The organism is Sphingomonas sp. 179-I 2A4 NHS, from assembly GCF_045369135.1.
Taxonomy (GTDB): domain Bacteria; phylum Pseudomonadota; class Alphaproteobacteria; order Sphingomonadales; family Sphingomonadaceae; genus Sphingomonas.
This window is the reverse complement of the sequence record NZ_JBIQFL010000001.1, coordinates 312668-327669: the sequence shown is the minus strand read 5'-3', so window position 1 is coordinate 327669 and position 15002 is coordinate 312668. Positions and strand designations below refer to the sequence as shown.

At 67.1% G+C, this 15002-nt stretch carries 13 protein-coding genes; 5 read left to right on the top strand and 8 right to left on the bottom strand.

Features of this window, described 5'->3' with window-relative positions; translation table 11 throughout:
- Positions 1 to 2: 2 nt before the first annotated feature.
- The gene (gene ndhC, locus ACH0CP_RS01475; protein ID WP_294444356.1) at positions 3 to 377 is read right to left on the bottom strand and encodes an NADH-quinone oxidoreductase subunit A; all 375 of its coding nucleotides are present in this window, start codon (positions 375 to 377) and stop codon (positions 3 to 5) included.
- 148 nt (positions 378 to 525) lie between these two features.
- On the opposite strand from ndhC, the gene ACH0CP_RS01470 reads away from it, so the two are divergent.
- The 4 genes from ACH0CP_RS01470 (at position 526) to ACH0CP_RS01455 (ending at position 4292) form a co-directional block, all read left to right on the top strand.
- Complete coding sequence (locus tag ACH0CP_RS01470) at positions 526 to 1725, top strand: hydrolase (RefSeq protein ID WP_294444357.1); 1200 nt, start codon at positions 526 to 528, stop codon at positions 1723 to 1725.
- A gap of 62 nt (positions 1726 to 1787) precedes the next feature.
- Complete coding sequence (locus tag ACH0CP_RS01465; RefSeq protein WP_406875434.1) at positions 1788 to 2750, top strand: arginine N-succinyltransferase; 963 nt, start codon at positions 1788 to 1790, stop codon at positions 2748 to 2750.
- A gap of 4 nt (positions 2751 to 2754) precedes the next feature.
- Positions 2755 to 4011: an N-succinylarginine dihydrolase gene (locus ACH0CP_RS01460; RefSeq protein WP_294444370.1), complete on the top strand. Its 1257-nt coding sequence runs from the start codon at positions 2755 to 2757 to the stop codon at positions 4009 to 4011.
- A gap of 65 nt (positions 4012 to 4076) precedes the next feature.
- Positions 4077 to 4292 carry a hypothetical protein gene (locus tag ACH0CP_RS01455; RefSeq protein ID WP_294444359.1) on the top strand — a complete coding sequence of 72 codons (216 nt, stop codon included), beginning with the start codon at positions 4077 to 4079 and terminating at the stop codon, positions 4290 to 4292.
- Positions 4293 to 4295: 3 nt separating this feature from the next.
- Here ACH0CP_RS01455 and ACH0CP_RS01450 read toward each other — a convergent pair whose 3' ends face one another.
- The 4 genes from ACH0CP_RS01450 to hemB are packed head-to-tail and all read right to left on the bottom strand — an operon-like array spanning position 4296 to position 8527.
- On the bottom strand, positions 4296 to 6479 hold the full coding sequence (locus ACH0CP_RS01450; RefSeq protein ID WP_294444371.1) for a spermidine synthase: 2184 nt from the start codon (positions 6477 to 6479) through the stop codon (positions 4296 to 4298).
- Positions 6472 to 7008 (bottom strand): GNAT family N-acetyltransferase, encoded by a 537-nt coding sequence (locus ACH0CP_RS01445; RefSeq protein WP_294444360.1) that lies wholly within the window; start codon positions 7006 to 7008, stop codon positions 6472 to 6474. Before ACH0CP_RS01445 ends, ACH0CP_RS01450 begins: the two co-directional genes overlap by 8 nt.
- Entirely contained in the window at positions 7005 to 7538 is a 534-nt protein-coding gene (locus tag ACH0CP_RS01440; RefSeq protein ID WP_294444361.1) for a GNAT family N-acetyltransferase, read from the bottom strand. Before ACH0CP_RS01440 ends, ACH0CP_RS01445 begins: the two co-directional genes overlap by 4 nt.
- Positions 7535 to 8527 carry a porphobilinogen synthase gene (hemB, locus tag ACH0CP_RS01435; protein WP_294444362.1) on the bottom strand — a complete coding sequence of 331 codons (993 nt, stop codon included), beginning with the start codon at positions 8525 to 8527 and terminating at the stop codon, positions 7535 to 7537. Before hemB ends, ACH0CP_RS01440 begins: the two co-directional genes overlap by 4 nt.
- A 76-nt stretch (positions 8528 to 8603) precedes the next feature.
- On the opposite strand from hemB, the gene ACH0CP_RS01430 reads away from it, so the two are divergent.
- Positions 8604 to 9515 carry a diacylglycerol kinase family protein gene (locus ACH0CP_RS01430; protein WP_294444372.1) on the top strand — a complete coding sequence of 304 codons (912 nt, stop codon included), beginning with the start codon at positions 8604 to 8606 and terminating at the stop codon, positions 9513 to 9515.
- On the opposite strand, the gene ACH0CP_RS01425 is transcribed toward ACH0CP_RS01430, so the two are convergent.
- From ACH0CP_RS01425 to ACH0CP_RS01415, 3 genes are all read right to left on the bottom strand, one after another.
- Positions 9512 to 10969 (bottom strand): MATE family efflux transporter, encoded by a 1458-nt coding sequence (locus ACH0CP_RS01425; RefSeq protein WP_294444363.1) that lies wholly within the window; start codon positions 10967 to 10969, stop codon positions 9512 to 9514. The genes ACH0CP_RS01430 and ACH0CP_RS01425 overlap by 4 nt on opposite strands.
- Positions 10970 to 11196: 227 nt before the next feature.
- Entirely contained in the window at positions 11197 to 12240 is a 1044-nt protein-coding gene (locus ACH0CP_RS01420; protein ID WP_294444364.1) for a choice-of-anchor A family protein, read from the bottom strand.
- Between the two features lie 106 nt (positions 12241 to 12346).
- Positions 12347 to 14995, bottom strand: coding sequence for a valine--tRNA ligase (locus ACH0CP_RS01415; RefSeq protein WP_294444366.1), 2649 nt, complete (start codon positions 14993 to 14995; stop codon positions 12347 to 12349).
- Positions 14996 to 15002: the final 7 nt, after the last annotated feature.

Genomic DNA, 15002 nt, shown 5'->3' with positions numbered 1-15002 from the left:
GGTCATTCCCAATCCAACGCGCCCTTTTTCCAGGCGTAGACGAGCCCGAGCGCGAGTTCACCGATGAAGATCATCATGCTGATCCAGGCTGCCCAGCCGAGATCAAACACGCTGACCGCCCATGGAAATAGGAACGCCGCTTCGAGATCGAAGATGATGAAGAGGATCGCAACTAGATAAAAACGCACGTCAAATTGCGCGCGACTATCCTCGAAGGCCGGAAAGCCGCACTCATATTCGCTGAGCTTTTCAACGGTCGGCTTGTGAGCGCCGGTCAGGCGCGCGACGCCCATCGGCAGGAACACGAAGGCCGACGACAGAACAAGCGCGATCCCCAGGAACATCAGGATCGGCAGATATTGCGACAGGTCGACCATGGCGCTCTCGAAGCTTCTCTCGCAGGTGCGAACGGATGGCGGCCGCTTTAGGCCCGGCGGTCCGGCGGGGCAAGGCGCACAGCCCGTGAGAATCATTCGCAAGACCAACGGGGTGGTCGGTCCCGCCCGCTTCGGCTAGCAGTGCCAGATGCTGGCGCTGACGACGAGCGAACGACAGGCGATCGACCATGCGAGCGCCTCCCCCATGCTGGAACGTACCCGCGCCTGGGCGGCGATCAATAGCGGAACGGGCAACCTGGCGGGGCTGAGCGCGGTGGCGGGGCAGCTCGCCGACGCCTTTTCCGCGCTTCCCGGCGAGTTGCGGCTGATCGATCCGGCGCCGGCGGAGCGCGTGGCGGCGGACGGCCGGGTGGAGCCGATCGCCCATGGCCAGCATCTGCACCTCAGCGTGCGTCGGCAGGCGCAGGCCCGGCTATTGCTGACCGGGCATATGGATACGGTGTACCCGGTCGATCACCCCTTCCAGGCGATCACGGACCGGCCGGATGGGACGATCAACGGGCCCGGGGTTGCCGACATGAAGGGCGGCCTTGCCGTGATGCTGGCCGCACTGGAAGCGATCGAGGCGGCCGGCTGCCCGATCGGCTATGACGTCATCATCAATTCGGATGAGGAAACCGGCTCCTTCTCCTCGGCCGCCTTGATCGCGCAGGCGGCGCGCGGGAAGCTTGCCGCCCTCACCTATGAACCCGCGCTGCCGGACGGCACGCTGGCGGGCGCGCGTGGTGGCACGGGCAATTTCTCGATCGTCGTGCGCGGCCGATCGGCGCATGCCGGGCGCAATCCGGAGGATGGCCGCAACGCCATCGTCGCCGCCGCCGCACTGGCGCTTCGCCTCAACGACGTGAAGGGTCCGACCCTCGCGGTGAATCCGGCGCGGATTGATGGCGGCGGGCCCAACAACGTGGTCCCCGACCTTGCCGTGCTTCGGGTCAACTTCCGCCCCAGGGGGCAGGACGAGATCGCGCGCGCCCGCGCCGCGATCGATGCCGCCGCCGCGGACGTATCCGCCGCGCACGACGTGCGGGTCGAAGTGCATGGCAGCTTCAACCGGCCGCCCAAGCCGATCGACACCGGCGCCGCAAAGCTGTTCGCCAAGGTGCGCAACGCCGGCGCCGACTTGGGGCTTGCCATCGCCTGGCGCGACACCGGCGGGGTATGCGACGGCAACAATATCGCCGCGGCCGGTACGCCGGTGATCGACACGATGGGCGTGCGCGGCGGCGCGATCCATTCGGCGGACGAGTATCTGATCGTCGACAGCCTCGCCGAACGCGCGGGCCTGTCGGCACTCACCATCCTACGACTGGCGGAGCAGGGACTTTGACGAATCCGGGAACATTCGTGGTGCGGGCGGCGCGCGACGAGGATCTCGAGCACCTCTACGAGATGGCCAAGCTGACCGGGGGCGGCTTCACCAATCTGCCGCCGGATCGCAAGGCGCTTCGCGCCAAGCTCGATCGCAGCCATACCGCCTTCGCCCGCACCGGCGACGGTATCGAGGACGAATTGTTCGTGCTGATCCTAGAGAATCTCTCGACCGGAGAGATTCGCGGCACCTGCCAGATCTTCACCCAGGTGGGCCAGCGGCACCCCTTCTACAGCTATCGCATCAGCACGCTGACCCAGCACAGCCGCGAACTGGAGCGCACCTTCCGCGCCGAGATGCTGACGCTGACGACCGATCTGGAAGGATCGAGCGAGGTGGGCGGCCTGTTCCTTCACCCCGGCGAGCGGGCCGGCGGGCTGGGGCTGCTGCTTGCGCGTAGTCGCTATCTCTTCATCAAGGCGCACCGTGCGCGCTTCGGCGACCGGATCCTCGCCGAGTTGCGCGGCGTGATCGACGAGGCGGGGGGCTCGCCCTTCTGGGACGGGCTTGCCGGGCGCTTCTTCGGCATGAACTTCCAGGATGCGGATGCTTTCAATGCGATCAACGGCCACCAGTTCATCGCCGATCTGATGCCAAAGCATCCAATCTATACCGCCATGCTGTCTGAAACCGCGCGGGCAGCGATCGGGCTTCCGCATCCCTCTGGCCGGGCGGCGATGCGGATGCTGGAGAATGAGGGCTTTGCGTTCGAGAAGTATATCGACATCTTCGACGGCGGCCCCACGATGACGGCACGGATCGATGCGGTGCGGACGATCCGCGAGGCGCGCGAGGCGCGGGTCGTCGCGCTCGACCGGGACGGAGGCACGCAATCGCTGGTGGCGCATGGCCGGCTGTCGGACTTCCGCTGCTCGTTCGGCGTGCTGCGCGAGGTGGGAGATACCGTGGTGATCGACCCAAGCTGCGCCGCGGCCATCGGGGCGAAGGAGGATTCGTCCATCCTCCACGCGCCCCGGATCTGAGCACATCATGATCCGGGAAATCAATTTCGACGGGATCGTCGGCCCGAGCCACAATTATGCGGGCCTCAGCCCGGGAAACCTGGCGGCCACGCGTAACGCGGGTGCCGTGGCGCACCCCCGCGCGGCCGCGTTGCAGGGCATTGCCAAGATGCGGGCCAATCTCGCGCTCGGCCTGCCGCAGGGCGTCTTTCTGCCCCACCCTCGGCCCGACCGTGCCTGGCTTTCCGCACTCCACACCAGCTACGATCGCGCGGCCCCGCACCTTCGGGCCGGGGCGCTCTCCGCCTCGTCAATGTGGGCCGCGAACGCCGCCACCGTGTCCCCGGCGCCGGACACGGCGGACGGCCGCTGTCACCTGACCGTCGCGAACCTCGTCACCATGCCGCACCGCAGCCACGAATGGCCCGCGACGCTGGCGCAACTGCGGCTTGCCTTCGCCGATCCTGCCTTTGCGGTTCACCCGCCGATCCCAGCGCCCTTCGGCGACGAGGGTGCGGCGAACCATATGCGGCTTGCGACGGCGCAAGGCGAAGCGGGTGTCGAGATCTTCGTCTATGGCGAGGCTGGCGGCCCCTTCCCTGCACGCCAGCACCGCGAGGCGAGCGAGGCGGTAGCCCGCGCGCATCGCCTGGACGCGGCGCGCACCCTATTCGTCCAGCAATCGCCCGAAGCGATCGCCGCCGGCGCCTTCCATAATGACGTCGTCGCGGTCGCAAACGAGCGGACGCTGTTTGCGCACGAACAGGCCTTTGCCGCCCGCGACGCCTTCTACGAACGGCTGCGCACGATGATGCCGGGGGTGGAGATCGTCGAGGTGCCCGCCGCCCGCGTTAGCCTCGAGGACGCGATCCGGTCCTATCTGTTCAACGCGCAGCTCGTCACGACGCCGGCGGGGACGCAGACGCTGATCGTGCCAGCGGAGGCGCGTGACACGGCCTCCGTATGGCAGTGGCTGCAGGATCATCTGGCGGGTAACGGCCCGATCCGCGCAGTGGAGGTTGTCGACGTCCGCGAATCAATGGCCAACGGCGGCGGGCCGGCGTGCCTTCGGCTGCGCGTGGCCTGCGATCCGGCGCTAATCGATCCGCGCTTCCTGGTCGACGCGGCGGCGCTTGATCGGATCGCCGCCGTGATCGAGGCGCACTGGCCAGAGGCGATCGCCGGCGAGGATCTCGCCGACCCCGCGCTCATCGCGCGGATCGAGAACGCACGCCGCGCGCTGCTGGAAGAGCTGCTACTTGTCGAGTTAATTGACAGTTAACCATTTAGCCTGACGCAAAAACAACGGAAGTCCGCCATTGGCGCGGGGCTTGCTTATGCGTCGGCATGTTCTCGCGCATTGCCAGGCTGTTCACGATCAAGACCAAGTTCGAGGCGTTCATGGTCATCTATGGCCTCAGCCTCGGGGCGACAGAGCGCGGCGTCCATTATGTCGAGCAATATCCCGGCCTCGGCGGCTGGGTGCTGTTCGGCGTCTGCCCCCTGGCGGTGTTCATGGCCGGTGCCCGCATCCTCGAATCGGTGGAGCGCAACAGCGAGTGATGCTCAGCGACGCAGCAGCGGCAGGATAGAGGCGTAGTCATCGCTCCAGCCGCCATACCCGGCGCGTGCCGCCAGTGGGCGCCAGCCCTCCCCCATCCCCTGCAGCTTGGCGAGCACCTTAGGATCGCGTGACAGCGCAACCCATAACGACAGCGAACCGGCCTCGTCATCCGCGGGCGGGTTGTCCGCAAGCTCGATCGCCCGCCACCCGCCGGCAGCGGCGGCTGCGGCGACGACCGGACGAAGATCGAGGAAGCGGTTCGAGATGTGCACCAGCAGCAGGCCCTTTGGCTGCAAGGCGCGCGCGTAATCGGCGAATGCCTCATGCGTCAGGAGGTGGATCGGTACCGAATCGGACGAGAAGGCATCAAGCGCCAGCAAGTCGAACGACCGGGACGGAGCCGCCTCGATCGAGAGCCTTGCATCCCCCAGCACAACCTTGGCGTCGGGCGCGCAGGTCCTGAGGAAAGAGAAGCGCTTGCGCGCGAGATCCGACATCACCGGATCGATCTCGAAGAACGTCCATTTCTGCGTCGGCCAGGCGTAGCAGGCGAGCGTACCCGTCCCGAGGCCAACGACGCCAATCCGGCTCTCAAGCCCGTAGAGCGCCGGTGCAATCGTCATCGCCCGCCCCACGCCGGACGACGGCACGTAATAGCTCGTCGGCTGCTGCTCTCGCTCCGCAGAGCCGAGCAACTGGATGCCGTGCATCGTCGTGCCGTGAGCAAGCGTGCGCTGCCGCGGCGTTTCCGAGATGCTGTAGACGCCGAAATAGCTGCGCGTGCGCACATTCGCCGCGATCATATCGCGAAGCGCGCTCATCCCCCCGAACAGCAGCAGCGATACGCCAAGCACCGTCACGTACGCCGGCCGCACACCGATCGACGCAAGCCCGACGAGCGCAATTGCTACGAAGACGAAACCGGTATGTTCCTCGCCGAAATAGGCGTCCGGCCCCCATTGGCGAAGCGCCAGTAGCGCGGCCAGCACCAGTCCGACGACCACGGTTGCCGGGATGCCACGTCCGCGTGCCCACCAGTCGCGCACAAAAGGCGCGAGGAACACCTGCGGCGTCAGCGCGCCGGCAGCGAGGATCAGCAGCGGGTATTCCCACGTCCAGTCGAACAGCGCCGGTGCCACGAGCCCGGCGAACACACCGCCAAGCGCGCCGCCCACCGACATGGCGAGATAGAAGCCGGTCAGTCGCTCGGGTGCGGGCCGCGCCCGATAAAGCGCGGTGTGAAGCGCGACCGAGACCATGAAGAGAAGGATCAGCGCCAGCGCCAGCCCGAACAGGGGCGCGACATGGAAGCCGCCGATCATCACGCCGCCGAACAGCAGGATCGTCACCGGCGCCACGCAAACCAGGAAATCCGCCGGACCGCGATCATCGGCAAAAGCGATGGTGAAGCTGAGCAGATACAGGCCGAGCGGCATCACCCACAGCAGCGGCATCGCGACGATATCGGTGGTGATGTATGTCGAGGTGGCCAGCATCAGCCCTGAGGGCACCAGCGACAGGGCGATCCACCGCGCGATCTGGCCAACGCGCGCGGGCGGCGCATCGAAGCTCACGGCCGCCTGCGCCGCTGCCCGCGGCAGCCGGGTCGCGATCAGGATCACCAGCGCCACCAGCACGACATAACCCGCGGTCCACAGCCAGCGCTGGCTGTTCACCGGCATCAGCGGTTCGACCACCAGAGGGTAGGCGATCAGGCCAGCGAAGCTGCCGAGATTGGACGCAGCGTAAAGCCGATAGGGGTCTTCCCCCGGGCGCGCGGCGGCGAACCAGCGCTGCACCAGTGGTGCCTGCGCCGAAACAGCAATGAACAGCGGGCCGATCGAGGCGGCGAACAGCCACGGTACCCACAACTCGGGCGCGGTTCCGATGGGAAGCGGCCAGCCCAGCACCCCGATCGGCAGCCAGAGGCAGGCGATCGCCAGCACGGCGAGATGGATTCCGGCCTGCCGGCGCACCGGCAACTGGCCGATCGCATGGGCATAGCCATAGCCGGCGAGCAGCAGCGCCTGGTACACCAGCATCGCCGAATTCCACACCGCCGGCGCCCCGCCGAGCCGCGGCAACGCGATCCGGGCGACCATCGGCTGGACGAGGAACAGCAAGAACGATCCGCTGAGGATCGTCACGATGAACAGCGCGCGCGGTGCGCGGCTGCCCTCACCCATGAAGGGGCCGTTCGATCGTGTAATGGACGTGGCGACGCAGCGGATCGCCTTCGGCCAGCGCCGGATGGTCAAAGTCGCCGTCTTCGACATGTGTCATGCCGAGCCGAATCATCAACCCCCAGCTGCGCTCGTTCGCCGGTACCGTGATCGCATGCACCCGCGGCGTTTCGCGCTGCCATGCGCGCGCCAGGCAAGCCGCAGCAGCCTCCCGCGCCAGCCCATTGCCCCAGGCATGCCGTGCCAGCCGCCAGCCGATCTCGGGCGCGCCGTCGATCGGCGTGCCGGCCGCGCCAGGCTTGATCCCGCAAAAGCCGATGAAGGCGCCGTCGGCGCGGCGCTCCACAGCCCAGAAGCAATCGCCAGTCGCCTCGGCAAGCTCGTTCATCCGCACCACCGTCGCTTCGCAATCCGCCATGCTCATCGGCGGGCCGAGATAGCGCATGACGTCGGGATCCTGCCCCATGGCGTGAAAGGGCATGACATCCTCCTGCCGCCATTGCCGCAGGATCAGGCGCGGCGTCTCGATCATGTCCGCTCGATCCGGTAGGTGACGCTGTCACGTCGCGGATCATCCGTGGTGAACAGGGGATGCTCGAAATCGAGGGCCGGCACGTGCGCCATGCCAAGGCGCGTCATCAGCGCCCGGCTCTTGGCATTCTGTCGTGCAGTGATGGCGACGATCGCGGGCTCGCCCCGGTTGGCCCAGCCCCAAGCGATGCTGGCCGCCGCCGCTTCATGGGCGTAGCCGGCACCCCAATAGGGCACCGCCAGCATCCAGCCGATCTCCAGCATGCCCATGATCGGCGTATCCGGCGCGCCGGGCTTCAGCCCGCAGAAGCCGATGGTCGCTCCGCTGTCCTTGTGGATCACCGCGCGGAAACCGAGCGGCGCGTAGGATGCGTGGCGCGCCAAGGCGGCGTCGCTCGCCACTTCGTCCTTCACCGGGCCGAGATCGGCCATCACCCGCTCGTCCGCCCACATGGCGTGGAGCGGCGCGCGGTCACCCGGTTCGGGCGCGCGCAGGATCAGCCGCTCGGTCTCGATCGGTGCACCCGTCATGCGTTCAGCAGCCGCGCCGCAAGGGCCGCGTGATAGGTGAGGACGCCGGAGCAGCCCGCGCGCTTGAAGGCGGTTAGCGTCTCGATGACCATCGCGTCGCGATCAGCCGCGCCAGCCGCGACCGCCGCCTCAATCATCGCATACTCGCCGGACACCTGGTATGCGAACACCGGTACTTCGAACCGATCCTTCACGCGGCGGATGACGTCGAGATAGGGCAGGCCCGGCTTCACCATCACGCTGTCCGCCCCTTCCGCGAGATCCAGCGCCACCTCGCGCAGCGCTTCTTCGGCATTGCCGTAATCCATCTGGTACGTCTTCTTGTCGCCCTTCAGCAGTCCGCGGCTGCCCACCGCGTCGCGGAACGGGCCGTAGAAGGCGCTGGCGTACTTGGCGGCATAGGCCATGATCTGGACGTTGCTGTGCCCGGACGCCTCCAGCGCGCCGCGGATCGTGCCGATACGGCCGTCCATCATGTCGGACGGCGCGATGATGTCAGCACCGGCAGCGGCCTGATTGAGCGACTGGCCGACCAGCACCTCCACCGTCGCGTCGTTCAGGACATAACCGGCTGCGTCGACCAGCCCGTCGTGGCCGTGCGCGGTATAGGGATCGAGCGCCACGTCCGTCAGGATGCCGATGTCGGGCACCGCATCCTTCACCGCGCGGATCGCGCGGCACATCAGATTGTCGGGGTTCAGCGCCTCGCGCCCGTCCTCGGTGCGCAACCGCGCAGGCGTATTGGGGAAGAAGGCGAGGCAGGCGATACCGAGCGCCTCCGCCTCCCGCGCACGCGCCACGATGCCATCGACCGACCAGCGCGAGACGCCCGGCAGGCTGGCGATCGGCTCCTCCACCCCTTCCCCGTCCGCGATGAACAGCGGCCAGATGAGGTCGGCGGGCGTCAGCACCGTCTCGCGATGCAGGCGGCGGCTCCAGTCGGCGGAGCGGGTACGGCGAAGGCGAAGCGCGGGGAAAGAGGCGGTCATGACGGTCGTTTGCGCCCGCCCCGGCCGCGCTGCAAGCGTTACGGAAGCGAAACCGGCACTCGCGCGTTGGGCGGGGATGAGCGAAATCCAGTCGGCTGCGCTGATCGTCAATGCCAAGTCGCGCAAGGGCAAGAAGCTGTTCAAAAAGGCGTGCAAGCGGCTGGAGAAGGTGCCCTTCCCGGTCGATGCACATGCCGTTGAGGATCCGGATGATCTCGAGCGCACCGTCGAGCGGGCGCTCGCTAAGAAGCCCGACCTTGTCATCTTCGGCGGCGGTGACGGCACGGTCAGCGGCCTGGTCGACCTGCTGATCGGGAAGGACGTGATCCTCGGCGTGCTGCCGCTCGGCACCGCGAACAGCTTCGCGCGAACGCTTGGCCTGCCGCTCGACATCGATGGCGCGATCGACGTGCTGGTGAACGGCGTGCCCAAGCGGATCGACCTTGGCGTGATCAATGGCGACTATTTCGCCAATTGCGCCGCCATGGGCCTGTCGCCGCAGATCGCGGAAAGCGTGCCGCACAATCTGAAGAAGGTGCTCGGGCGGGTCGGGTATCTCGGCTGGGCGGGGCTGCAATATCTCAGGTTCCGCCCCTTCATCCTCACCGTCGATGATGGGGTGGAGGAGAAGCGCCTCCGCGTCGTCGAGGTGCGGATATCCAACGGGCCCTATCATGGCGGCACCTGGCTGGTGGACGAGGCGGAGATCGATTCGGGCCAGATCGTCGTTCAGGCCGTTACAGGGCGGTACAAGCGCACGCTGCTGAAGAACTGGTTCGCCAGCTTCTTCGGTCTCTCCGCGCGCCATCAGGATACGATCACCTTTTCGGGCAAGCGGCTGAAGATCGACACACGGCCGAGCCTGCCGATCTCGATCGACGGCGAGGTGCTGGCGCGCACCCCGGTTGAGGCGCGGATCGCGGCCGGCGCGATCCGGGTGATGACCCCGCGCGATGCGCCCGACCAGCATGAGGAACACGCCGACTAGCCGACGGGCTTCAGGCTCCCCGCCGGCTCGATGTCCGCGTGGCTGCGTTCCTCGCCATGTTCGTCCGGCACCAGCAGCTGGTTCTCACGCCAGCGGCCGTAGCGATAATAGAGCCCGGCGAGCACGAGGTTAGTGCCCGACCCGATCGGGAAGCTCCACCACAAGGCGTCAGGCCCCAGCAGCGGCTGCAGCGCGAAGGCGACGCCGAGCCGCACCGGGAACATCGCGATCGTCATGATGGCGAGCGGCCCCCACACCGCACCATTGGCGCGGATCACGCCGAACAGCACCATCGTGCCGCCGAAGAGGATGAAGCCCCAGGTGGCGACGAGGTTGATGTGCTGCGCGATCGGCAGCGCCGGGCTGCCGCCCGGGATGAACAGACCGATGATCACGCGGTCGAACCACAGCACCGCCACGACGGTCGCCGCGGTGATGGTGAAATTGTAGAACAGGCCGGCGCGCGTGATCCGCGCCACGCGATCCCAGCGGCCGGCGCCGATGTTCTGCGCCGCCATCGCCGAAACCGCCGCGCCGATCGCCATCGCCGGCATCTGAACATAGCCCCAGAGCTGCTGGACGATGCCATAGGCGGCGACCGTATCGATCCCCGCGCGGTTGACGAGGCCGACCATGGCCAGCGCCGATACCGACAGCACCAGCATCTGCGCCCCGATCGGCAGGCCCTTGCCCACGATCGTGCGCACCAATGCGCGTTCGGGAAGGATGTAGCGGATCTCCGCGCCGCGCAGCCGGAGCGGCAGATCGCGCCAGGCGATCCAGCCGACGAGCGCGGCGAGGGCGACGATGTTGGCAATTAGCGTCGCGGTGGCGGAACCGGCGATCCCCATGCGTGGGAAAGGCCCCAAGCCGGCGATCAGCAACGGGTTCATCGCCGCGTCGATCAGCACGCACAGGCCCATGAACCACAAAGGCGTGACCGAATCGCCCGTGCCGCGCAGACCCATGAACATGAGGACGAGCAGCATCGACGGCGGCAGCGCGAGGAAGATGACGCGCAGGTAATCCAGCGCCGGCTCGAAGGCGTCGGGCGGGGTCGCCAGCGTGACGAGGATCTCGGGCGCGAAGATCCATCCGAGCGCGCCGACGATCACCGATCCCGCCAGCACGAGGCCGATGGCGGAGCCGAACGCGCGGCGCGCGGCATCCACGTCGCGTCGCCCCCAGCTCTGGCCGACGATGATCGTCGCCGCCATGCCGAAGCCGAAAACCGCGCCGAACATCAGGAACATGATGATGTTCGCGTTCGAGGTGGCCGCAAGCGCGCCTTCGCCGAGGAAGCGGCCGACCCAGATCGCGTTGATCGATCCGTTCAGCGATTGAAGGACGTTGGAGGCGAGCGTCGGCAGGGCGAACATCAGCAACGCAGAGCCGATCGGCCCGGACGTGAGATCGCGCTGCCCGGGACGGAGGTGCGTTACCGGTTCTTCCATGCCGCCCCTCTACCCCTTCCAGCCGGTATCGTTCCGGTCTCGGGATCTCCTTGAGGCAGTCTTTGGCGGCCGACAAGCGCGCGAATGTTGAGGAAGTTGAGGCTCTGGCGTGTTTTTCTCCAACATTCGCGTCCCTCCCATCGTGTCTGCGACACTGCCATGGGAGGGCGATTGTAGGACAGCGCCGTCGCTAGGCTGCCGGCTTTGGCCCCCGGCGTTACTGTTCCTCAGGCAGCCGCGAGGCGGCGGCGGCGCAGCAACCACAGGCCGACAGCGCCCAGCGCGAACAGACCGGCGGCCTCGCCCGGGATCGGCGTCGGCGAGCCGCCACCGTTGACCGGCGGCCCGGCCGGCGGATTGTAGGTGCCGACGTAGGTGCCGAGGTGGAACTCGCCGTTCTGCACGAGGCTGCCGAACACCGCGGAGCCCTCGATGTAATTGCCCGTCGTTGCCGCGGCGCCGGGCGCCAGCACCGATCCACCCCATGCCGTGGTGGCATCTACCTTTTGCGCGTCGACCAGGTTCCAGATCACGTGCTTACCGAGACCGCTGGTGCCGCCGAGGAAATTGTCGTTGAGCGTCACGTTCGTGCCGGTGACGTTGACGATCGCGGTATCGGCGCCGTTGAGGTTGAACTTGATCTCACCGATGCGATCGAGATCGGCGCTGGTGATGTTGAACACCGCCACGCCCTGCGCATCCGGCTTCGCATCGAACGTGCCGCGATTGCCGCTGATCGTCAGATCGCTGTTCGCGGACATGCCGCCGAAGGTGCGTGACAGTTCGCCCATGCTGCTGGCGATCAGGCTGCCCTGCTGCTTCAGGTTGACGAGGAAGGACGGATCGCTCGCCGCGAGACCCGACGTCACCGTGTTCTGATTGACGTTGGTGTTGGCGATCGTCCCGCCGACCTTCACCGTCTGCGGCGCGCCGTTCAGGTTGAAGCCGCTGTTGACGTTGCCGCCAACGACCGCGCCCGAGCCGCCGTTCAGGTTCTTGTGCGATCCGTTGACGTCGCCGACCACCGTCAGGCCTGTCACATTATAGGGCGACGGCTCCGGCGTGCGGATCTGATAGTTGGACGAACTGCCGTTGAGGTTGCCGCCAACAAAGGTGCGGCCCTCGACCTCGGACGAGGAGGTGAGATCACCCAGCACCACGAGGTTCCAGGTGCGCAGGACATCAAGGCCGACGATCGACTGGGCACTCGCCGGCGTGGCCGCAGCGAGCGCGGCGACCATGGCGATAACCGAAACCTTTACGCGCGTCATTTCAACTCCAGCGAGACCGGGGGTCCGTTACGACCGCGACACTAATGCCGCCAGTTTTCGTCGGCGGCACCTGTCCCATTCAGGGAAATGCCACCGACGGACGGGATCAGCCGAGCCGCGCCAGGGCGGCCGCAAGCCGCTCCGCCTCCGCGGACTTTTCGGCGTGGTCGGCGCGGGCCTTCTCGACCGCCTCCGGCTTCGCCCGTTCAACGAAACTCGGGTTGTTGAGGCGCCCGGCGAGGCCATCGCGCTCCTTCTGGGCCGCGGCGATCGCCTTGGCGAGGCGGGTGCGTTCGGCGGCGAGATCGATCACGTCACCCAACGCGAGGCGGAAGGTCGCCTCGTCCACGACGACCTGCGCAGTGCCGCCAGAGACTTCGCCCGGATCGATCCGTGCGAGGCGGGCGATCGTCGCGGCGTTGCGGGCAAGGCGCGCCTGGGTGTCGGCGTTCGCATCCGCCACCGCATAGGGCAGCCGTGCACCCGGCGGCACGTTCAGCTCGGTGCGGCTGGAGCGGACTTCGCTGACGAGGCGGATCAGCCAGTCGATCTCCTGCGCCGCCGCAGGATCGATCGCGCGCGCGTCGGCCATCGGCCAGTGCGCCACGATCAGGTCATGATCGCGGGGTGCGAGCGCATGCCACAGTTCCTCGGTGATGAACGGCATGAAGGGGTGGAGCACGACCAGGATCTGATCGAGCACCCAGCCGGCGACCGCCTTCGTCTCCTCGTCGATCGAGCCCTTGATGAGCTCCAGATACCAGTCGCAGAACTGGCTCCACACGAACTGGTAGATCGCGTTCGCCGCGGCATCGAAGCGATATTCGCCGAGGGCGAGGTCGACCGACTGGATCGCCTTGATCGCCTCACCGATGATCCACTTGTTGACCGGGTGAGTCGCCGCCGGCGGCTCCAGCGTGGTCGATCCGCCGATGCCGTTCGACTGGCAGAAGCGGCTGGCGTTCCACAGCTTGGTCGCGAAGTTGCGATAGCCCTCGACGCGCTTCTCATCCATCTTGATGTCACGGCCCTGGCTTTCCATCGCCGCCATGAAGAAGCGAAGCGCGTCCGCGCCGTATTTGTCGATCAGGCCGAGCGGATCGACGGTATTGCCCTTGGACTTGGACATCTTCGCGCCGTCCGCCGCGCGGACCAGGCCGTGCAGGTAGAGCGTGCGGAAGGGCACGTCCTTCAGGAAGTGCATGCCCTGCATCATCATGCGGGCATCCCAGAAGAACAGGATGTCGAAGCCCGAGATGAGGACGTCGTTCGGATAGCGGCCGCCCAGCGTCGGATCGGTGTTCTCCGGCCAGCCCATGGTGGCGAATGGCCAAAGCGCGGAGGAGAACCAGGTGTCGAGCACGTCGGGGTCGCGCGTCAGGGCAACGCCCTCGCCCGCCTGCGCCTGTGCCTCAGCCTCGGTTTCGGCGACATAGGCCTTGCCCTCCGCATCGAACCACGCCGGGATTTGGTGCCCCCACCACAGCTGGCGGCTGACGCACCAAGGCTGGATGTTCTCCATCCAGTTGAAGTAGGTCTTCTCCCACGTCTTGGGCACCAGCCGGATCGCGCCGGACTTCACCGCTTCGATCGCCGGCTGCGCCAGCGTCTTGGCGTCGACATACCATTGGTCGGTCAGCCACGGCTCGATGACGACGCCCGAGCGATCGCCGAACGGCGTCTGGATCGTGCGCGGCTCGGCATCATGCTCCACGCCTTCCTTGTCGACATAGGGCACGAGGACGCCATCGGCCTTCAGCCGGGCGACCACCGCCTTGCGCGCGTCCGCCGTCGACAGCCCCAGGAATTCGGCCGGGATCAGGCCGTCGGCGGTCTGCGTGACATTGGCCTTTGCGTCGAGCATGTTGAGCATCTCGCCCGCCTTCATGCCGGCGCGCTTGCCCACCTCGAAATCGTTGAAGTCATGCCCCGGCGTGATCTTCACCGCGCCCGTGCCTAGCGACGGATCGGCATGTTCGTCGGCGATCACCGGGATCAGGCGGCCGGTGATCGGGAGCCTGATCTGCTTGCCGATCATGTCCTTGTAGCGCGCGTCCTCCGGATGCACCGCGACCGCCATGTCGGCCAGCATCGTCTCCGGGCGGGTCGTCGCGACGGTGATCGTGCCCGAGCCGTCGGCGAGCGGATAGCGGATCTGCCAGAAGCTGCCCTTCACCTCGCGCGTCTCGACCTCGAGATCGCTGATCGCGGTGCCGAGGCCCGGATCCCAGTTCACGAGCCGCTTGTCGCGATAGAGCAGGCCCTGGCGGTGTAGCTCGACGAAGACCTTGAGCACGGCCTTCGAGAAGCCCTCGTCCATCGTGAACCGCTCGTTGGCCCAGTCCATCGAACAGCCGAGGCGGCGCAGCTGGCCGGTGATCTGGCCGCCGCTCTCCGCCTTCCATTCCCACACCTTGGCGACGAATTCGTCGCGCGTGAAATCGGTGCGCTTCTGTTGGCTAAGCGCCATCTGCCGCTCGACCACCATCTGGGTGGCGATGCCGGCGTGATCGGTGCCAACCACCCAGAGCGCGTCCTTGCCCTTCAGCCGGGCATGGCGGGTCAGGATGTCCTGCAGCGTATTGTCGAGCGCATGGCCGATGTGGAGCGAGCCGGTGACGTTGGGTGGCGGATTGACGATCGTCCACGGCTCGGCGCCGGGGCGCTCGGGGCGGAACAGGCCGTTCTCCTCCCAATGGCTGTACCAGCGGGATTCGATCGCGGCGGGGTCAAAGGTTTTCGGCAGCTCGCTCATGGAGCGG